Below are 20,114 nucleotides of genomic sequence, written 5' to 3' on the forward strand. Positions count from 1 at the left end.
AGCGACGGTGCGACGGAGGCGGTCACTTCGCCGATTCCAACGCCGACTTCGCGGCCTGCACGGCGTCGGACCAGGCCTTGTCGGGGTCCTTGCCGGTCTGGACGTTCGTCAGTTCCGTCAGGTACGGGGCGGACACCTGCGCGTCGTAGGGGCTGGTGTACCTCGTCGGCATCGACTCGATGGACTTCTGGAAGACCGAGACGGTGTCCTGTCCACCGAAGAACGCGTCGCCCTTGGTGAGCGCCGACTCGTCGAGCGCCTTCGACGACGAGGGGAAGTTGCCGACCTGGCTGTACGTCGTGGCCTGCGCCGACGGTGCGACCAGGGCCTCGATCACCTTGAGGGCGGCCTTCTTGTCGGACGTCGCCGCGGGGATCGTGAGGAACGACCCACCGGCGTTGCCGGGGCCGCCGGGGGTCGCGGTGACGCGCCACTTGCCGGACGTGTCCGGTGCGGCGCTCTTGATGTCGCCGGCGTGCCACGCAGCGCCGATGACGGTGGGGAGCTTGCCCTGGTTGACGGCCGATGCCCAGTCGGGGCTGCCGTCCTCGATGTTCGCGACGATGCCGGCCCGCTCCGCCGTCACCGCGCGCTCCCACGCCTGCTTGACCGTGCTGTCGTCGCCCAGGAACTTTCCGGTCTTGCTCACGAAGCCGCTGTCGGCCTGCGCCATCGACCAGCTGAAGACGTCACCGGCGGAGACCTCGAGGGACGCACCCGTCTTGGCCTTCAGCTCCTTGCCGAACGCGAAGTACTTGTCCCAGGTGCTCGTGGCGTCCGCGACCGCGGCGGGCTCGCTCGGCAGGCCGGCCTCGGCCAGCACGTCCTCGCGGTAGAACAGGGCGGACGGACCGATGTCCGTCGGGATGCCGATGAGCTTGCCGTCCGACGTCGTGGCCTCGGCGAGCTTCCACTTCGGGAACTGGGCGAGGTAGGACGCGGGCACCAGCGACTTCAGGTCCGTGAAGAGGCTGGACTGCTGCAGGAAGTACGGCATGTCCTCGCCCTTGACGCCCGTGATCGAGGGGACGTTCGTCTTGCCGGTGAAGGTCGTCACCAGCTTCTGCTTGAAGTCGCCGCCGATGACGTTGACCTGCAGCTTGTCCGAGGCGAACTCCTTCTTCGCGCTCGAGACGACCGAGTCGCCGAGTGCGCCGGGCCACAGCCAGGCGGTGAGCTTGCCGTCGGACGCGGACGATCCGGCGGAGCAGCCGGTGAGGACGAGTGCCGCGGCGACCGCGGTGGCGAGGACCGCGGCGGTGCGGCGTCGCTTCGTGGGGGTGCGCATGGGTTCTCCTGGGTTCGGGTGGCGATCGGGGAAGTGGTGCGGTGGGACGTCAGGGTCTGGGATCCGCCGGACCGGCGGTGGCGGCCTGGAGGAACGTGGGGAGGAAGTCGTACCGGTGCGGTTGGGCCGCGGTCGGGTTGGCGGCGAGCCACGGCAGGAGTTCGTCCCGCCGCGGAGCGGTGGACGCCCCGCCGGGTCGGGAGACCGTGATCGCGGCGACGAGCGCCGCGAGGTCGACGCGTTCCCGGAGCGGTCGGTCCTCGAGGGAGGCGACGGCGAGCGCGGCACAGAACACGTCGCCGGCGCCGGTCGCGTCGACCGCCCGGACGCGCACGCCGGGGACGACGACCTCGTCGCCTGAGGCCGAGTCGACGGCGACCACGCCGTCCGCGCCGCACGTGACGACGCTGAGCGGGACGCGCTCGGCGAGGAGCCGCGCAGCGCGGACAGGGTCGTCGGTCCGTGTGTACGCCATGGCCTCGCGGTCGTTCGGGGTGAACGCGTGGGCACCGTCGATCGCGTCGAGCACCGCGGGGTCCCATGCGCCGGACGCGTCCCACCCGACGTCGGCGAACACCCGCTGCCCCCGGTCGGCGCTCGTGCGCACCCACTCCGCGGTGGACTCGTCGACGTGCAGCGCCGCGACACGACCGCCGGTCGCCGGGAGGATGTCCGGGAGGGCGACGGGCGACTCGGTTCCGCCCGTCACGATCGCCCGGTCCCCGTCGTAGCCGAGGCACGCGCTCACCGGGATCGACCACCCCGGGATGCGGGCGAGCAGGGCGGTGCCGATGCCTTCGCGGGCGAGCGCGGCACGGCAGAGGCCGCTGAGCTCGTCGTCGCCCACAGCGGCTGCGACGTCGGTGGACGCGCCGAGACGGGCCGCGGCGATCGCGAAGTTGGCGATGCCGCCGGGCGTCCACGCGAAGTGGGGCGTCCAGTGCTCCTGGCCGAGCACCGGACCGTGCGGCAGGTCGGCGAACACGGCGTCGAAGAACAGCATCCCGGCGACGAGCACGTCAGCATCGGTGCTCGGTGTCGGTCGGTCGTCCATCGCTGCCTCCATCGGTCGGCGTGTGAGGAAGTTGTAACACAGATCGATCGACATCGCGCATCTTTTTGTTTGAAAAGGTTTGCATCTTGATCGAATTTGATCGCTATGCTGATCGGTATGAAGGACATCCGTGATCTCGCCATCCTCGATCGCCTCCGTGCCGACCGCGCGGCCTCGGTGACCGACCTCGCCGAGGCCACCGGATCGAGCGTCGCGACGATCCGCCGCGACCTGCAGCGCCTCGACGACGCCGGTCTGCTGCGCCGCACCCGTGGCGGTGCGGTGCTCGCCGACGGACACGAGGGCGATGCCCCCTTCCCCGAGGTGGAGACGGTGCACCGCGACGAGAAGCTCCGCATCGCGACCGCGGCGGCCGACCTCGTCGAGGACGGCCACACCGTCGTGCTCGACATCGGCACCACGGTGCTGCAGCTCGCGACCCTGCTGCGCGGGCGTCCGGTGACCGTCATCACGGCGAACATGGCCGTGTTCGAGGTCCTCAAGGACGACCCCGAGGTCCACCTCGTCCTCCTGCCCGGCGACTACGACGCGGTGTACCACTGCGTCTCGGGCCACCTGACCACCGACTCGCTCCGGCTCATCCGCGCCGACCACGCCTTCCTCGGCGTCAGCGGGATCTCGGCGAGCGGCGACCTCCGCGACACCACGATCGCGCAGGTCCCCATCAAGCAGGCGATCGCCACCGCGTGCGACGAGGTCACCGTCCTCGCCGACAGCAGCAAGTTCCCCGGCACCGGGGCTGCGCGGATCGACCTGCCGTCATCGATCGTGCGGGTCGTCACCGACGCCGAACCGCCGGTCCCGGTCGCCGCGGCGTTCGCAGCCCACGGCGTGGAGGTCCTCGTCGCATGAAGCTCGTCATGATCGGCGGTGGCGGCTTCCGCACACCGCTCGTGTACTCCGCACTGCTCCGCGACCACGCCGACGGGCGGGTCACCCAGGTCGCGCTCGTCGACGTCGACGTCGACCGGCTGCGCACGATGGCGCGGATCCTCGCCGACCAGGCCGAGGGCGTCGCGGACGCGCCGGCGATCAGCGTGCACACCGACGTCGAGGAAGCCCTGCCCGGGGCCGACTTCGTGTTCTCCGCGATCCGGGTCGCCGGGATGGAGGGCCGCGCGACCGACGAGCGCATCGGGCAGTCGCACGGCGTCATCGGGCAGGAGACCGTCGGGTTCGGCGGCATCTCCTACGCCCTCCGCACGCTGCCCACCGTGATGGCGTTGGCGCACACGATCAAGCGACTCGCCCCAGACGCGTGGGTGATCAACTTCACGAACCCGGCCGGTGTGGTGACCGAGGCCATGTCGACGGTGCTCGGCGAGCGGGTCATCGGGATCTGCGACTCCCCCATCGGGCTCGCACGTCGGGCACTCGGCACCCTCGGCATCCAGCACGGCCCGGACGTCGAACTCGAGTACGCCGGCCTGAACCACCTCGGCTGGCTCACCGCGGTCCGCGTGGACGGCGTGGACCGGCTCCCGGAGGTCCTCGCCGACGCGGACCGGATCGAGTCCTTCGAGGAGGGCAAGCTGTTCGGGGCGGAGTGGATCCAGGCCCTCGGTGCCCTGCCGAACGAGTACCTGCACTACTACGCCTACCGACGCGACGTCCTGCAGGCCGACCAGTACGCGCCGCACACCCGGGCGCGCTACCTCGTCGAGCAGCAGGACCGGTTCTGGGTGGACGCCGCCTCGAGCAGCCGTCCGTTCCACACCTGGCAGGAGTGCCGGCACGAGCGTGAGTCGACGTACATGGCGACGAACCGCGACTCGGCCGGCATGGGCGAGCGGGACGTCGAGGACATGACCTCCGGCGGCTACGAGGACGTCGCGCTGTCCCTGATGCGGGGCATCGCGTACGACCAGCGCGCGCGGCTCATCCTGAACGTCCGGAACGCCGGTGCCCTCGCCGGGGTGGACGACGACGCCGTGGTGGAGATCCCGTGCATCGTCGACGCGACCGGTGCACACCCGATCCCCGGCGCCCGGGTGCCCGACTTCGGGCTCGGGACGGTCACCACGGTCAAGTACGTCGAACGACAGACGATCCAGGCGGCACTGCACGCCGACCGGGCCGCGGCGCTCCGCGCCCTCGCGCACCACCCGCTCGTCGACTCCGTCCGCGTCGCCCGTGCGCTGCTCGACGACGCACGGTCCTCGTTCCCGCACCTCGCCTACCTGTCCTGACCCGCGCCTCCCGGCCGACGGCGCACAGCGCTGCCGCCGCCGGCCGGCCCGTCCCGAAAGCACAGCCATGCACCAGAACCAGAAGCTCGTCGAGGCGCGCATCGAGCGCGTCCTGAACGAGCGCATCGTCCCCGCCGTGTACCAGGCACGCACCCCGGTCACCCTCGCCGCCTGGCAGGTGCCGGACGAGCCCGTGCCCGCCGCCGAGGCGCTGGCGGCCGAGTACCGTCCCTTCACGGTCGGCGACCAGTGGGGTCGGGCCTGGTCGACCTGGTGGTTCGAGGTCACCGGCACCGTCCCCGCCGAGTGGGCCGGCCGGACCGTCGAGCTCCTCGTCGACCCAGGGCTCCAGGGCGACTGGCCCGGCAACCAGGCCGAGGGGCTCCTGCACACCCCGGACGGCACCCCGGTCAAGGGCATCCACCCGCGCAACCACTACCTGCGCATCGCCGACCAGGCCGACGGTGGCGAGCAGGTCCACCTGTTCCTCGAGGCGGCCGCGAACCCGGACATCCTCGTCAACGAGTTCGTCCCGACGGCGTACGGCTCGAAGCGGACCGCGCCCGAGACCCCGATCTACACGTTCCGGACCGCCGAGCTCGCGGTGTTCGAACCCGAGGTCTGGGCCCTGCGCTTCGACGTCGAAGTGCTGTTCCAGATGGTCAAGGAGCTGCCGGAGACCGACCCGCGTCGACACGAGGTGCTCCGCGACCTCGAACGCGCGATGGACGTCCTGGCGCTCGACGACATCGTCGGCACCGCCGCCGCGGCCCGCGCCGAGCTCGCCGGGGCCCTCGCCAGCCCGGCGAACCCGTCCGCGCACCGGCTGAGCGGCATCGGCCACGCGCACATCGACAGCGCCTGGCTCTGGCCGATCCGCGAGACGAAGCGCAAGACCGGTCGGACGTTCTCGAACGTGCTCGCCCTGGCCGAGCAGTACCCCGACCTCCGGTTCGCCGCGTCGAGCGCGCAGCAGTACGCGTGGGTCAAGGAGCGCTACCCGGCGGTGTTCGAGGGGATCAAGGCCGCGATCGCCCGCGGACAGTGGATCGTCGTCGGCTCGCAGTGGATCGAGCCGGACGGCAACCTGCCCGGCGGCGAGGCCATGGTCCGGCAGATCACGCAGGGCCTCCGGTTCTTCGCCGACGAGCTCGGCGCCGACACCCACGGCATCTGGCTGCCGGACTCGTTCGGCTACACCGCAGCGTTCCCGCAGATCGCGAAGCTCGCCGGCCTCGACTGGTTCCTCACGCAGAAGCTGTCCTGGAACCAGACGAACACGTTCCCGCACCACACGTTCTGGTGGGAGGGCATCGACGGCTCCCGGATCTTCACGCACTTCCCGCCGATCGACACCTACAACTCGACGCTCGAGGGCGAGGAACTGCACCACGCCGTCCGGCAGTTCCGCGAGAAGGGCGCCGCGACGACGTCGCTCGTGCCGTTCGGCTACGGCGACGGCGGCGGCGGTCCGATCCGCGAGATGATGGAGCGGCAGCGCCGGGTCGAGTCGCTCGAGGGCTCGCCCCGCGTCGAGATCGAGCACCCGGACGACTTCTTCGCCCGGGCGCGCGACGAGTACCAGGACGCCCCCGTCTGGGTCGGCGAGCTGTACCTCGAGCTGCACCGCGGCACGTTCACGTCGCACGCCCGCGAGAAGCGCGGCAACCGCAGGGCCGAGCACCTGCTCCGCGAGGCCGAGCTGTGGTGGACGGCAGCGGCGCTGCAGGGCGCCGAGTACCCGTACGCGTGCCTCGACGAGCTCTGGCAGGCGACGCTGCTGCAGCAGTTCCACGACATCCTGCCCGGCTCCTCCATCCGCTGGGTGCACGAGGAGAACGAGGAGAGCTACCGGCGGAACCACGCCGAGATCGAACAGCTCATCGCCCGCGCGCTCACGCACCTCGGTGCGACCGGTGTGGTCGCGAACGCCGCTGACCACGATCGACACGAGCTCGTCGTCGACGACGACGGCACGCCGATCGGCGTCGTCGAGGCACGGGCGCACGCGCTCTCCCCGCTCACCGTCGTGGCACCGACGAACCCCGTCCGAGCGACGACGGACGCCGGCGGCACGGTCCTCGACAACGGCCGTGTCCGCGTCCACGTCGACCACGACGGGCTCGTGGACTCCATCCGCGACCTGGCGAACGACCGGGAACTCGTGCCGGCGGACCGCAGCGCGAACCTGCTGCACCTGCACGAGGACCTGCCGAACGCCTGGGACGCGTGGGACATCGACGCGCACTACCGGCACTCGGTGGTCGAGCTCCGCGGCGCCGAGTCCGTCGAGCTCGTCACCGACGGCGACCTCCGCGCGACCGTCCGGGTCCGCCGGCGCTTCGGCGCCTCCGAGCTCGTGCAGACGATCGCGGTGCACGCCGACGACGTGCGGGTGCACCTCGGCGTCGAGGTCGAGTGGCAGGAGCGCGAGAAGCTGCTGAAGGCCTCGCTGCCGTTCGTCGTGCACGCCCAGCACCACAGCGCCGAGATCCAGTTCGGGCACCTCCGTCGGCCGACGCACACGAACACCTCGTGGGACGACGCCCGCTTCGAGGTCATGGCCCACCGCTGGGTGCACGTCGAGGAGCCGGGCTACGGCATCGGGGTCACGAACGCCGGCACCTACGGCCACGACGTCACCAGGCGGATCGGGTCGACCGGCGAGGTCGAGACCGAGGTCCGGCTCAGCCTGGTGCGCGGGGCGCAGTCCCCGGACCCGGAACAGGACCTCGGCCACCACACCTTCTCGTACGCCGTGCACCCCGGCGCGGACCTCGACGACGTCGTCGCGAGCGGGTACGACGAGAACCTGCCGCTCCGCGCGGTGTCCGGCGAGACGGCCGCGACGACCGCGCTGCCAGCACCGGCCGTGTCCTCGTCGTCCGGCGTGCGGGTCGAGTCGGTCAAGCTCGCCGACGACCGCTCGGGCGACGTGGTCGTCCGGCTGTACGAGGCGCTCGGCGCCCGGACCGACACCGTGCTGGCGCTGCGGATCGACGCCGCGTCCGTCGAGCAGGTCGACCTCCGCGAGCGCCCGATCGACGACGCACCGCGGTCCGCCCGGCACTTCGCCTGGGACGGGGGTGGGTCGGTCGCGCTCGGCCTGCGCCCGTTCCAGGTGGTGACGCTCCGGATCCGGCCGCGTCGCTGACGTGGCCGGAGACCCACGGGAGGCGCTCGGCGGTCCGCCACGCGTCTCCCGTGGGTCGACCCCTCCGGCGGTCGGGACGAGGTGCTTCGGTGTCCCCCGAACGACGGCCAGAGAAGGCGGGCGCGGAGACCTACGCTGGGGAACGCACCCGCCGGCCTCTCCGGACACCGCTCGGTGCATGCCCCACGACCTGGCGAGCCCGACGCCGCCCAGCACGAAGGAGACGACCCGTGCGGTCACTCGTCTACACCAGCACACAGACCCGGCCGATCACCGATGCCGAACTCGCCCAGATCCTCGCGGTCGGTCGCGAGAAGAACTCCGCGCTCGGCATCACCGGGATGCTCGCGCACAAGGACGACAACTGCATCGGGATCATCGAGGGTGAGGACGACGTCGTGCACGCCCGCTTCGAGCAGGTCCGGATCGACCCACGGCACACGAACGTCCAGGTCCTCCTCGACGAACCCGTGCAGCAGCGGTCGTTCCCGGACTGGTCGATGGCGTTCCAGCCGCTCGATCCCCTCGTGCACGGCGTCCCCGGGTTCTCGGACCTCTTCCGGCCCGGCCGTCCCGCCGACCCTCGGTTCGGTGCCTCCCGCGCTCGCAACCTCCTCGACTGGTTCCGGATGCACCCGCTCGCGCCCCTCACGAACCAGCGGACGGCCGACGCCGAGGTGCCCCGCACGCGCGCCGTCAACGGCGCGATCACGGCGCTGCGCCACCGCGGCGTCGTCCAGTTCACACTGGGGTCGGCCGCGACGTGGGCAGAGATGCCCGTCGACGAGATCCGGACGCTGTTCCCGACCGAGCGCGCACTCCTCGCGGCGACCGTCGAGCGGTGGACCCGGGCGATCGCCGGCCCGTTGGAGCCGCTCGCCTCCGAGAAGGGCACGGTCGCCTACCTGCACGCGCTGCTCGTCGCCCACGCGGAGGAGCCCGCCCTCATGGAGCTGCTCGCTTCCAGTCTCGCCTCCGCGGCCGACCCGAACGTCGACGGCGCGGACTACTACCGGTCCGCCTACCGTCAGTTCCGGGACCGGATCCGGACCGGCCTCGAGACGGACGTGCGTGCCGGCCGCGAGCCCGGCACGATGGACCCGATCCGCGGAGCCGAGCAGTTGCTCGCGCTCTACGACGGTGTCCGACTCCAGGCGCTGCTCACGACGGACACCGACGTCGTCGAGGCGTTCGACCGCGCCGCCGTCCGGATGCGACGCGGCTGGGCCGAACAGTACGAGCAGCCCCGCTACTGGGACATCCCCGTCATCACCCGCCCCTGACCGCGCGGCGTACTGTCCGGTCCATGCCCGCTCTCATCGACACGTTCACCCTGTCCAACGGCCTGCACATCCCGAAGATCGGCTTCGGCACCTGGCAGATCCCGTCCGGCGCCGACGCCTACGACGCCACGAAGGCCGCGCTCGACGCCGGCTACCGACACATCGACACCGCCCTGGCCTACGGCAACGAGGCCAGCGTCGGCGAGGCCGTCCGCGACAGCGGCATCCCGCGCGACGAGCTCTTCGTCACCACGAAGCTGCCAGCCGAGGTGAAGACCGCGTCCGGTGCCCGCGAGGCCTTCGAGGAGTCCAGCCGCAACCTCGACCTCGGTCACGTCGACCTGTACCTGATCCACGCGCCGTGGCCCTGGAGCGACATGGGCTCCGACCACCGGGACGGCAACGTCGAGGTGTGGAAGGTGTTCGAGGAGCTGTACGACGCCGGACGCACGAAGAGCATCGGTGTCTCGAACTTCGCCGTCGCCGACCTCGAGGACCTGCTCGGCCGCACCGACGTCGTCCCGCACGCCAACCAGATCCGCTGGTTCATCGGGAACACGCAGGCCGAGACCACCGCGTTCGACCGCGAGCACGACATCCTCACCGAGGGGTACTCGCCGCTCGCCACCGGTGGACTGCTCGACAACGAGCAGATCGCCGAGATCGCGGCGAAGTACGACAGGAGCGTCGCCCAGGTCGCGATCCGCTACCTGCTCGAGCAGGACGTGCTGCCGCTGCCGAAGTCGACCACGCCGTCGCGCATCGCCGCGAACGCGGACGTGGACTTCGTGCTGTCGGCCGAGGACGTCGCGGCGCTCGACGCGCTCGAGGGCACGACCGACTGACCCGCCCTCGTTCACGCGACCACATGACGAAACGGGAGGCCCGTGGCGGATCCGCCACGGGCCTCCCGTCGGTCGTCGCCGTCGCGCAACGTTTACATGCCGACGACCTGCGACACGAGACCGAAACAGCCGGGCAACGGGGACGACACAGCAGCGCAGAACACTGGTCGCACTACCTGTCACCCGACAGGTACTCCGCGAAAGGTCTGCAGCCATGCGCTCTCCCGAAGCACCGCTCCACGCACCCCGCGCCACGTCCAGCGTCGATGCCCAGGGCCTCGCCCGGCTCGGCTACGAGCAGGAACTCCACCGCGGGGTCGGCTCGTTCTCGTCCTTCGCCGCCGGGTTCTCCTTCGTCTCCATCCTCACCACGGTCTTCCAGCTCTTCGGGCTCGGGTTCGGACTCGGGGGCGCGGCGTTCTTCTGGGCGTGGCCGCTGGTCTTCGGCGGCCAGCTGCTCGTGGCGCTGAACTTCGCCCAGCTCGCCGCACGCTGGCCGATCTCCGGCGCGATCTTCCAGTGGTCGAGTCGGCTCGCCGGGCCGCGGTTCGGCTGGTTCACCGGCTGGACGATGATCATCGGGCAGGTCCTCACCGTCGCGGTGGCGGCCATCGCGGTGCAGGCCGTGCTCCCGGCGATCTGGAGCGGCTTCCAGATCGTGGGCGGTGCCGGTGCCGACCCGTCGCTGGCGTCCTCGACGGGGGCCGCCAACGCGGTCGTGCTCGGGCTGGTCATGCTCGCCGTGACGACGATCGTCAACATCCTCAGCGTGCGGCTGATGGCCCGGGTGACGAGCTTCGGTGTGCTCGTCGAGATCGTCGGCGTCGTCGTGCTCATCGTCGCGCTGTTCCTGCTGCCGCACCGCTCCCCGACCGTGGTGTTCACGACCGAGGGGTACGCCGGCCCGACGAACGAGCCGTACGTCTGGGCCTTCCTGGCGTCGTCGCTGATGGCCGCGTACGTCATGGTCGGCTTCGACTCGGCGGGCGAGCTCGCCGAGGAGACGCACAACCCCCGGCGGACCACCCCGAAGACGATCATCCGCGCCCTGACGGTGTCGGGTCTCGGCGGCGGGCTGCTCATCATCGGTGCGCTCATCGCGGCGCCGAGCCTGACCGATGGCAAGCTCGCCACGCAGGGCCTCGCCTGGGTGATCACCTCGGCGCTCGGCGACGTGTTCGGCCGGCTGCTCCTCTGCACCGTGGCGGTCGCCGTGTTCGCGTGCACCCTGGCGGTGCAGACCGCCGGTGCCCGCATGGTCTTCTCGATGGCGCGTGAGCAGGCGCTGCCCTTCCACCGCACGCTCGCCCGCGTCTCGCCCCGCACGGGCACCCCGATCGCGGCGTCGATCGTCGTCGGGGTCGGCGCCGGGCTCGCCCTCGCTGTGAACATCGGGCAGTCCGCGATCTTCACCGCCCTCTCCAGCCTCTGCATCGCGATGCTCTACCTGGCGTACCTCGGCGTGACGGGCCCGCTGCTCGTCCAGCGCATCCGCCTCCGCCGCACCGGGCTGCCGACCGGGGTGGACGAGGACGGCCGGCCGCTCTTCACGCTCGGCCGGTGGGGCATCCCGCTGAACGCCCTCGCCGTCGCGTTCCAGATCGGCATGGCGGTCAACCTGATCTGGCCCCGCCCGGAGATCTACGACCTCACCGGGCACTCCTGGTGGCTGCAGTACAGCGCGCTGCTGTTCATCGGCGGCGTCCTCGTCGTCGGGTGGGCGTGGTCGTCGTGGCGGCACCGCGCACACGGGCCGATCACCCTCGCCGAGGTGCCGCACACCGCGCCGACCCCCGTCGAGGCCTGACCCCGGCGCCACCGGCGACCCCGCACTGCCTGCACCGCCAGCACCACCCGCTCCACCCGCTCCACCGGAAGGAACCACCGTGCGTGACCTGCACCAGACCGACAGCGTGATCGCCTCGCGATCGGACGCCCGCGCCCAGGGCGGTGCGACCTCCGACTGGATGCCGTACCTGCCCGCGTCGTCGTCGCCGTTCGCCCCAGCGGGCGTCGACCCGGCCGGTCTGGTGTGGGCCGAGACCGTGGCACCGGGCGGGTACACGCACAAGGTGCTCGCCCGGGGGACGCGGATCCGCTTCGACGACCCGACGGGTGACGCGTGCGCGAACGTGCTCGTGTACAACGCGCTCGAGCCGTGGGAGCGCCTCAACGTCGCGGACACGCAGAAGATCCCGTGGCAGGCGTACCTCGGCCAGGGCTCCCCGCTCCTCAGCGGCGACGGGCGGGTCCTGGCGAGCATCGTCGAGGACACCTCCGGCCACCACGACGCGTTCTGCGGCACGAGCACCGACGCCGGGAACGAGCGGAAGTACGGCGACGCAGCACCGGAGGGCCCGAGCCCGAGCGGGCGGTCGCTCCTCGCGAAGGCGGCGGCGAAGCACGGCCTGTCGAAGCGGGACCTCCCGCCGAGCGTCTCGTTCTTCCGGGGTGTCCGCGTCGAGGCGGACGGCACGCTGACGCCCACGGGGAGCGCCGGACCGGACCGACACGTCACCCTCGTCGCCGAACTGCCGCTCCTCGTCCTCGTCGCGAACGTGCCGCACCCGATCGACCCGCGACCCGACTACACGGTCGGTCCCCTGCGCGTGCACGCCTGGCGCGGCGCCCCGACGACCGCTGCCGACGAGCGCTTCACCGCGACGCCGGAGCTGCACCGCGCCTACCTGAACTCCATCGACTACGCGGAAGCACGAGGCTGCTGATGACCATCGCCACCACGACCTCCACCGTCCCGGTCGGCGCGGTCCACGCGCCGGACGTCCCCCTCGACCGGAGCGGCTCCCTCGTCGCCGGCACCGTCGTCCGCGACGACGACGTGGCCCCGCTCGCACCGTGGTCCGCCGTGGTCCGCGCGGGCGAGGTGCTCACGATCGTCGACGTCGGCGGCAACCAGAGCGCCGACTGCCTGGTCTACGACGCGCACGACCCCGACGAGCGCTACAGCGTTCCGGACACCCTCGCGGCGCAGGGCAACGCCTACGTCCGGACCGGCACCGTCCTCATGTCGAACGAGGGCCGCCCGCTGATGACCGTCGTCGGCAACGAGATCGACCGGCAGGACACCATCGGCGGCGCGTGCTCGAAGGAGTCGAACACGCTCCGCTACGGCCACCACACACAGTTCCAGCACGGCTGCCGCGAGAACTTCCTCGCCGAGGCCGGACGGCACGGCCTCGGCGCCCGGGACATCGTGTCGAACCTCAACTGGTTCATGAACGTCCCGGTCGAGGCCGACGGGGCGCTCGGCATCGTCGACGGCATGAGTGCCCCCGGCAAGCGCGTCGCCGTCCGTGCCGAGCGGGACGTCCTGGTGATCGTCTCGAACTGCCCGCAGATGAACAACCCGTGCAACGACTTCTCCTGCACCCCGCTGCGCATGATCGTGGTCCAGCCGTGACCGCCGCGCCCGACCCCACCGGGACCGACACCGTGACTCCCCCGCTCTCCACCGACACCGTCCTCGTCGCCAACCGCGGCGAGATCGCCCGCCGCGTGATCCGCTCCGCCAAGGCGCTCGGCATGCGCACCGTCGCCGTCTACTCGGACGCCGACCGCGCCGCCCCGCACGTCCGCGAGGCCGACGTCGCCGTCCGGCTCGGCCCGGCCCCGGCGCGCGAGTCGTACCTGCGGATCGACGCCGTCGTCCAGGCCGCGATCGACACCGGCGCGGGACTCGTGCACCCGGGCTACGGGTTCCTGTCCGAGAACACCGAGTTCGCCGCGGCGTGCGAGGCCGCCGGCATCCGCTTCGTCGGCCCGACCGCCGACCAGATCGTCCGGTTCGGCGCGAAGCACACCGCCCGCGAGCTCGCCGCGGCCGCCGGCGTCCCGATGCTCGCCGGCACCGGGCTGCTGGACAGCGTCGAGGACGCCGTCCTGCAGGCGGAGCGCATCGGCCTGCCGGTCATGCTCAAGGCCACCGGTGGCGGCGGCGGGATCGGCATGCAGGCGTGCGCGACGCTCGACGAGGTCCGCGAGGCGTACGCGAGCGTCGAGCGCACCGCGTCGGCCGCCTTCGGCTCGGCCGGGATCTTCCTCGAACGGCTCGTCCGGCCGGCCCGCCACGTCGAGGTCCAGCTCTTCGGCGACGGCGAGGGCCGCGTCGCCGTGATCGGCGACCGCGACTGCTCGCTCCAGCGCCGCAACCAGAAGGTCATCGAGGAGGCCCCGGCCCCGGCGCTCCCCCGCCGGGTCCGGGAGGAACTGCACGCGTCCGCCCGTCGGCTCGCCGAGAGCGTCGGGTACCGCAGCGCAGGGACGGTCGAGTTCGTCTACGACCCGGTCCGCGAGGAGGCGTCCTTCCTCGAGGTGAACACGCGGCTGCAGGTCGAGCACCCGGTGACCGAGGAGGTCTTCGGCGTCGACCTCGTCGAGCTCATGCTGCGCCTGGCCCGGGACGGGGCGGCCGGCATCGACGACGACGTCTTCGACCGCGCGTGGACCCCGACCGGGTTCGCCGTCGAGGCCCGCGTCTACGCCGAGGACCCGGCGAAGGGGTCCCTGCCGTCGAGCGGCCTCGTGACGCAGGCGGTGTTCCCCGAGCGTGACGGCGTCCGCGTCGACGGCTGGGTGGAGACCGGCTCCGAGGTCTCCGCCTTCTACGACCCGATGCTCGCGAAGGTCATCGCCACCGGCGAGACCCGGGACGACGCACTCGACCTGCTCCGGGACGCCCTCGCCGACACCCGAGTCGACGGCATCGTGACGAACGCCGGGCTGCTCCGCTCCCTCACGGATGACCTCGAGCTCCGGACCGCGACGCACTCCACCTCGACGCTCGACGAGACCGAGGACCCGGACCCCCGGATCGACGTCGTCGCCCCCGGCACCATGACCATGATCCAGGACCTGCCCGGCCGGGTGGGGTACTGGCAGGTGGGCGTCCCGCCGAGCGGCCCGTTCGACGCGGCGTCGTTCGCCGAGGCGAACCTCGTGGTCGGCAACCCCGAGGGTGCTCCGGCGCTCGAGGTCACCGCCACGGGCCCGACGCTCCGCTTCTCGGCGAGCGCCGTCGTCGCGGTCACGGGCGCACCGCTGCCGGTCCTGCTCGACGGCGAGCCCCTGGCGCTGTGGGAGCCGATCGAGGTGCAGGCGGGTCAGACCCTCGCGCTCGGCACGGCTGCCGGACCGGGACTCCGGAGCTACCTGGCGGTCCGCGGCGGCTTCGACGTCCCGACGTACCTCGGCTCCACCGCGACCTTCACGCTCGGCGGGTTCGGCGGTCACGCCGGTCGTGCCCTGCTCGCCGGTGACGTCCTGCGTCCCGGTTCCCCGGACTCGGACGTCCCGCACCCGGCCTTCCCCGCCGGTAGCCGGCTCGGCCTGGTCGGCGGTCCGACCCCCGCCGACCGGCGGACCGCGCTCACCGACACGTGGGAGGTCGCCGTCACCGAGGGGCCGCACGCGGCGCCGGACTTCTTCACCCGCGCCGACCTCGACGTGTTCTACGCCACCGACTACGTCGTGCACCACAACTCCGCCCGCACCGGCATCCGGCTGATCGGTCCCCGGCCCGGCTGGGCTCGGACCGACGGCGGCGAGGCGGGACTGCACCCGTCGAACATCCACGACACCCCGTACGCGGTGGGTGCGATCGACTTCACCGGGGACACCCCGATCGTCCTCGGGCCGGACGGCCCCTCGCTCGGCGGCTTCGTCTGTCCGGCGGTGGTCGCCAGCGGCGACCTGTGGAAGCTCGGCCAGCTCCGACCGGGTGACACCGTGCGGTTCGTCCCCGTGCGCGAGGCCCACGCGGCCGCGCTCGAGGCGAACCGCGCCTCACGGACCGTCCCCCGCACCGGCGGCGACGGCGACGACGGGGTGATCGCGCGTCTGGACGCGACCGACGCCCGCCCGGGCGTCGCGTACCGACGCGACGGCGACGACAACGTCCTCGTCGAGTACGGCGACATGACGCTCGACATCGCGCTGCGGATGCGCGTGCACGCGCTCATGACGAAGCTGCAGGAGGAGGCGCCCCGCGGCGTCCTCGACATCACCCCCGGCATCCGTTCGCTGCAGGTGCACACCGACGCGAGCGTGCTGAAGGCGAGCACGATGGCCGGCCTCCTCCGCGAGCTCGAGGACGAGATCCCGCCGACCGACCAGCTCGTCGTGCCGTCCCGCACCGTGAAGCTGCCGCTGTCGTGGGACGATCCCGCGACCCGGCTGGCGATCGAGCGGTACATGGCGGGGGTCCGCGACGACGCGCCGTGGACCCCGTGGAACATCGAGTTCATCCGGCGGATCAACGGGCTCGACAGCGTCGACGACGTGTTCCGCACGGTCTTCGACGCGAGCTACCTCGTGCTCGGGCTCGGCGACGTGTACCTCGGTGCGCCGGTCGCCACGCCGCTCGACCCCCGGCACCGCCTCGTCACCACGAAGTACAACCCGGCACGCACCTGGACGGCCGAGAACTCGGTCGGGATCGGCGGCGCGTACCTGTGCATCTACGGCATGGAGGGGCCGGGCGGGTACCAGTTCGTCGGCCGCACCGTGCAGATCTGGAACCGGTTCCGCCGCGGCGGCCTGTTCCAGGAGGACCCGTGGGCGCTCCGCTTCTTCGACCGCATCGAGTGGTACCCGGTCTCCGCCGAGGAGCTCCTCGACCTGCGCGCCGAGACCGACGCGGGACGCGGGGACTTCGAGACCGTCGACGGCGAGTTCTCGATCGCGTCCTACAACCGGTTCCTCAGCGACAACGCCGGGTCGATCGCCGACTTCCGGGCGCAGCAGGCCCGCGCGTTCGACGAGGAGAAGGAGCGGTGGCGGGCATCGGGCGAGTTCGACGTCCGTGACGAACCCGCCGTGGTGCTGCCGGACGAGGTCGTCCTGCCGGCCGGTGCGACCGCGGTGACGGCGCCGTTCACGTCGACCGTGTGGCAGGTGGACGTCCGGCCGGGCGACCGGGTGGACGAGGGCCAGAAGCTGCTCGCGGTGGAGGCGATGAAGATGGAGTCGATGGTGCACGCACCGGTGGAGGGGCACGTGTTGGAGGTCTACATCAAGCCGGGCGACCAGGTCGCACCCGGGCAGGTCCTCGCCGCGATCGGAGCCGCAGCGTGAGCGGCGGCGTGAGCAGCGTCCGGGACGGCGCGGGCCGCGGTGGCGACCACGCGGTCGCCCGCGTGCACGCCGCCTTCGACCGGATCGACGCGGTCGACCGTCCCGAGGTGTGGATCACCCTGCGCGACCGGGCCGACGTGGTCGCCGAGGCATCGGCCGTCGATCCGGCCCTGCCGCTCGCCGGCATGCTCTTCGCCGTCAAGGACAACATCGACGTCGCCGGGCTCCCCACCACCGCCGCCGCGCGCTCCTTCGCGTCCACACCCACCGCGGACGCCACCGCCGTCGCACGACTCCGGGCTGCCGGGGCGGTCGTCGTCGGCAAGACCAACCTCGACCAGTTCGCGACCGGCCTCGTCGGCACCCGGTCGCCCTTCGGCGCCGTTCGGAACGCCTGGGACCCCACCCGGATCTCCGGCGGGTCCTCGAGCGGGTCCGCCACCGCCGTCGCACTCGGGACGGTCGACTTCGCGCTCGGCACCGACACCGCCGGCTCCGGACGCGTCCCGGCAGCGCTGAACCACATCGTCGGGGTGAAGCCCACGAAGGGGCTCGTCCCGAACACCGGCGTCGTCCCCGCCTGCCGGTCGCAGGACTGTGTGACGGTGTTCGCCCGCTCGCTCGACCTCGCCCGGACCGTGGCCGAGCTGATGGCGGGGCCGGACGGCTCCGACCCGCTCGCCCGGCCGGACGCCGCACTGGCCGACGGCTCCCTCGTGGTCCTGCCCCCGGTGCCGCGCATCGCGGTGCCGCTGCCGACGCAGCTCGAGGGCCTCGCGCCCGGGTGGGCGGCGGCGTTCGACCGTGCCGTCGACCGGTTCCGCGCCCTCGGGCACGAGGTCGTCGAGGTCGACATCGCCCCGCTCCTCGACGCCGCGACGCTCCTGTACGACGGCGCGTTCGTCGCCGAGCGGTACGCGGCGGTCGGGGCCCACATCGAGGCGAACCGTGACCGGATCGGCGAGGACCTCGACCCCACGGTGGCCGCGATCGTCCTCGGCGGCGCGACGCCGACGGCCGCGGCGCTCTTCGCCGACCAGGAGCGCCTCGACGCCCTCGGTGCCAGGGGCCGCACGCTGCTCGACGGCACGACGGCGCTCCTCACCCCCACCACCACCTGGCACCCGACCCTCGACGAGGTCGCTGCGGACCCGGTCGGTGCGAACAGCCGGATGGGCCGGTACACGAACTTCGCGAACCTGCTGGACATGGCGTCCCTCGCGGTGCCGGCCGGATTCGTGGACGGGCTGCCGTTCGGCGTCATGCTGACCGGACCGGCGTTCACCGACCGCCGTCTGGCGGCACTCGCCGCGGCCTTCGCCGCCCCGACCGTCGACCTCCTCGTCGTCGGCGCGCACCTGCGGGACCAGCCGTTGAACGGCCAGCTGGTCGCCGCCGGCGGCACGTTCGTCCGCGCGGCGCGCACCGCCCCCGACTACCGGCTGTACGCCCTCGACACCGTGCCGCCCAAGCCGGGGCTGGTGCGGTCGGGCACCGGTGCTGCGGGCGGAGTGCGGTCGGAGGACGGCAGCGCGGCACCGTCCGGGATCGCCGGTGAGGTCTGGCGGCTGCCGGCCGCCGGCTTCGGCACGTTCGTCGCGGCGCTCCCCGCACCGATGGCGATCGGCTCCGTGACGCTCGACGACGGATCGGACGTCACCGGCTTCACGGTCGAGGCGCACGCCGTCGCGGGTGCCGAGGACATCACGCACCACGGCGGCTGGCGTGCGTACCGCGAGCTGGTGGCCCGGGAGCACACGGCCCGGGAGCACGCGTGACGGCCGGCTGCGAGGATGGGGCCATGTCCTCCGACGACCGGCCCACCCGACTCGGCAGGCCACGAGCGGTCCCGGACACCGCGTCCGGGCTGAGCCCCCGCGACCAGATCCTGGACGCCGCCGCGGCGCTGTTCGTCGAGAACGGCTTCAGCGCCACCTCGACCCGGGCGATCGCGGAGCGGGTCGGCATCCGACAGGCCTCGCTGTACTACCACTTCGCCGGCAAGGACGAGGTGCTCGTCGAGCTGCTCACGACCTCGGTCCGCCCGAGCCTCGACGTGGTCCGCGGCCTCGAGGAGCGGGTCCCCGGGAGCGTCTCCGCCGCCGGCGCCCTCGCCGCCCTGGTCCTCATCGACATCGACACGCTCGCACGGACGCCCCACAACATCGGCACGCTCTACATGCTCCCCGAGGTGCAGGGGGACCGGTACGCCGGCTTCCGCGCCGACCGGCAGGAGCTGCAGGACACCTACGGGCGGCTCGGTGCCCGGGCGGCGAGTGAGGACGTCCGGCGATCGGTCACGGCCGAGCGTCTGGGCGGCGTCCTCATCCAGCTCGCCGAGACGGTCATCCAGCTCCGCCGCACCCGCGACGTGGACGACCAGGACCGCGAGCTGCTCACCGACACCTGCCTCCGCGCGTGCGGGCTCGGCCCCGATGCCGTCGCCGCCGCACGCCGGGACGCCGACGCGCTGCTCGCCGCAGCCGCCGTCTGACCCCGCCAGACCGCACCCGATCCCCGACCCGCCGACCCGCTCCCCGAGGACCCGATCATGACCGCCAACGCCCCCGCACCCGTGCCGACCACCGCCCTGCGCCCGTTCGCCGACGTCCTGCTCCCCCGGACCGCGCTGGTCAGCACCGCGCTCGTCGTCGGTGGCGCGGTGCTGACCGCCGGCGCCGCCCAGGTGTCCGTCCCGCTCTGGCCGGTGCCGATCACCGGGCAGACCCTCGCCGTCCTCCTCGTCGGGAGCGCGCTCGGTTCCCGTCGCGGCGCCCTGTCGATGCTCGTCTACGCGCTGCTCGGCGTCGTCGGTCTGCCCGTCTTCGCCGAGGGCGCCGCCGGACCGGGCGTCCTGCTCGGCCCGACCGGCGGCTACGTCGTCGGGTTCATCGCCGCCGCGGCACTCGTCGGACGGATCGCCGAGCGCTTCGGCGGCCGCCGGTTCACCGCGGCGCTGCTGTCCTTCGTGCTCGGCACCGTCGTCACGTTCGGCGCCGGCACGGCCTGGCTCGCGATCGCCCTCGGACTCGACCTGCAGCACGCCCTCGCGTACGGCCTGTACCCGTTCGTCATCGGCGAGCTGGCCAAGGCCATGATCGGCGCCGGTGTGGTCGCCCTCGGCTGGCACGCGGCGGGCCGTCGTCGCGACGCGGACCAGCGCTGATCGCGCGGTCGCGTCGCGGACC

The 20,114-nt window shown here is 72.5% G+C and carries 14 protein-coding genes; 12 read left to right on the top strand and 2 right to left on the bottom strand.

From position 1 onward, the window contains the following. Window positions 1-22 precede the first annotated feature (22 nt). Together ACQXVK_RS16060 and ACQXVK_RS16065 are read right to left on the bottom strand one after the other, a co-directional pair. Window positions 23-1,288, bottom strand: coding sequence for an ABC transporter substrate-binding protein (locus ACQXVK_RS16060; protein ID WP_402268687.1), 1,266 nt, complete (start codon window positions 1,286-1,288; stop codon window positions 23-25). Window positions 1,289-1,337: 49 nt separating this feature from the next. Continuing rightward, entirely contained in the window at window positions 1,338-2,396 is a 1,059-nt protein-coding gene (locus ACQXVK_RS16065; RefSeq protein WP_430854242.1) for a carbohydrate kinase family protein, read from the bottom strand. 63 nt (window positions 2,397-2,459) lie between these two features. On the opposite strand from ACQXVK_RS16065, the gene ACQXVK_RS16070 reads away from it, so the two are divergent. From ACQXVK_RS16070 to ACQXVK_RS16125, 12 genes are all read left to right on the top strand, one after another. Then, window positions 2,460-3,215 (top strand): DeoR/GlpR family DNA-binding transcription regulator, encoded by a 756-nt coding sequence (locus tag ACQXVK_RS16070; protein WP_031261630.1) that lies wholly within the window; start codon window positions 2,460-2,462, stop codon window positions 3,213-3,215. Further along, window positions 3,212-4,552, top strand: coding sequence for a 6-phospho-beta-glucosidase (locus ACQXVK_RS16075; RefSeq protein WP_430854243.1), 1,341 nt, complete (start codon window positions 3,212-3,214; stop codon window positions 4,550-4,552). Before ACQXVK_RS16070 ends, ACQXVK_RS16075 begins: the two co-directional genes overlap by 4 nt. Before the next feature lie 67 nt (window positions 4,553-4,619). After that, a complete protein-coding gene (locus ACQXVK_RS16080) occupies window positions 4,620-7,706 on the top strand; it encodes an alpha-mannosidase (protein ID WP_430854244.1) in 3,087 nt (1,028 codons plus the stop codon). A 230-nt stretch (window positions 7,707-7,936) separates the two neighbouring features. Then, window positions 7,937-8,989, top strand: a complete 1,053-nt coding sequence (locus ACQXVK_RS16085) for a BLUF domain-containing protein (protein ID WP_430854245.1) — start codon at window positions 7,937-7,939, stop codon at window positions 8,987-8,989. Window positions 8,990-9,012: 23 nt separating this feature from the next. Beyond that, complete coding sequence (locus tag ACQXVK_RS16090; RefSeq protein WP_430854246.1) at window positions 9,013-9,834, top strand: aldo/keto reductase; 822 nt, start codon at window positions 9,013-9,015, stop codon at window positions 9,832-9,834. A gap of 214 nt (window positions 9,835-10,048) precedes the next feature. Next, a complete protein-coding gene (locus tag ACQXVK_RS16095) occupies window positions 10,049-11,641 on the top strand; it encodes an amino acid permease (RefSeq protein ID WP_430854247.1) in 1,593 nt (530 codons plus the stop codon). Window positions 11,642-11,720: 79 nt separating this feature from the next. Beyond that, window positions 11,721-12,560, top strand: coding sequence for an urea amidolyase associated protein UAAP1 (locus ACQXVK_RS16100; protein ID WP_430854248.1), 840 nt, complete (start codon window positions 11,721-11,723; stop codon window positions 12,558-12,560). After that, complete coding sequence (locus ACQXVK_RS16105; RefSeq protein ID WP_430854249.1) at window positions 12,560-13,255, top strand: urea amidolyase associated protein UAAP2; 696 nt, start codon at window positions 12,560-12,562, stop codon at window positions 13,253-13,255. Before ACQXVK_RS16100 ends, ACQXVK_RS16105 begins: the two co-directional genes overlap by 1 nt. Further along, window positions 13,252-16,926 carry an urea carboxylase gene (uca, locus tag ACQXVK_RS16110; protein ID WP_430854250.1) on the top strand — a complete coding sequence of 1,225 codons (3,675 nt, stop codon included), beginning with the start codon at window positions 13,252-13,254 and terminating at the stop codon, window positions 16,924-16,926. The genes ACQXVK_RS16105 and uca overlap by 4 nt, the downstream gene beginning before the upstream one ends. Window positions 16,927-16,934: 8 nt before the next feature. Next, window positions 16,935-18,704, top strand: coding sequence for an allophanate hydrolase (gene atzF, locus ACQXVK_RS16115; RefSeq protein WP_430854251.1), 1,770 nt, complete (start codon window positions 16,935-16,937; stop codon window positions 18,702-18,704). 23 nt (window positions 18,705-18,727) lie between these two features. After that, window positions 18,728-19,420, top strand: coding sequence for a helix-turn-helix domain-containing protein (locus ACQXVK_RS16120; RefSeq protein WP_430854252.1), 693 nt, complete (start codon window positions 18,728-18,730; stop codon window positions 19,418-19,420). Window positions 19,421-19,477: 57 nt separating this feature from the next. Further along, on the top strand, window positions 19,478-20,092 hold the full coding sequence (locus ACQXVK_RS16125) for a biotin transporter BioY (RefSeq protein WP_430854253.1): 615 nt from the start codon (window positions 19,478-19,480) through the stop codon (window positions 20,090-20,092). Window positions 20,093-20,114: the final 22 nt, after the last annotated feature.

It is taken from the genome of Curtobacterium sp. AB451 (genome assembly GCF_050585845.1).
Classification (GTDB): domain Bacteria; phylum Actinomycetota; class Actinomycetes; order Actinomycetales; family Microbacteriaceae; genus Curtobacterium.

Coding starts and splice junctions, on each gene's coding strand:
- ACQXVK_RS16080 (WP_430854244.1), top strand. CDS start 4,620: ATGCACCAGAACCAGAAGCTCGTCGAGGCGCGCATCGAGCGCGTCCTG.
- ACQXVK_RS16105 (WP_430854249.1), top strand. CDS start 12,560: ATGACCATCGCCACCACGACCTCCACCGTCCCGGTCGGCGCGGTCCAC.
- ACQXVK_RS16060 (WP_402268687.1), bottom strand. CDS start 1,288: ATGCGCACCCCCACGAAGCGACGCCGCACCGCCGCGGTCCTCGCCACC.
- ACQXVK_RS16125 (WP_430854253.1), top strand. CDS start 19,478: ATGACCGCCAACGCCCCCGCACCCGTGCCGACCACCGCCCTGCGCCCG.
- ACQXVK_RS16070 (WP_031261630.1), top strand. CDS start 2,460: ATGAAGGACATCCGTGATCTCGCCATCCTCGATCGCCTCCGTGCCGAC.
- ACQXVK_RS16065 (WP_430854242.1), bottom strand. CDS start 2,396: ATGTCGATCGATCTGTGTTACAACTTCCTCACACGCCGACCGATGGAG.
- ACQXVK_RS16075 (WP_430854243.1), top strand. CDS start 3,212: ATGAAGCTCGTCATGATCGGCGGTGGCGGCTTCCGCACACCGCTCGTG.
- ACQXVK_RS16090 (WP_430854246.1), top strand. CDS start 9,013: ATGCCCGCTCTCATCGACACGTTCACCCTGTCCAACGGCCTGCACATC.
- ACQXVK_RS16095 (WP_430854247.1), top strand. CDS start 10,049: ATGCGCTCTCCCGAAGCACCGCTCCACGCACCCCGCGCCACGTCCAGC.
- ACQXVK_RS16120 (WP_430854252.1), top strand. CDS start 18,728: ATGTCCTCCGACGACCGGCCCACCCGACTCGGCAGGCCACGAGCGGTC.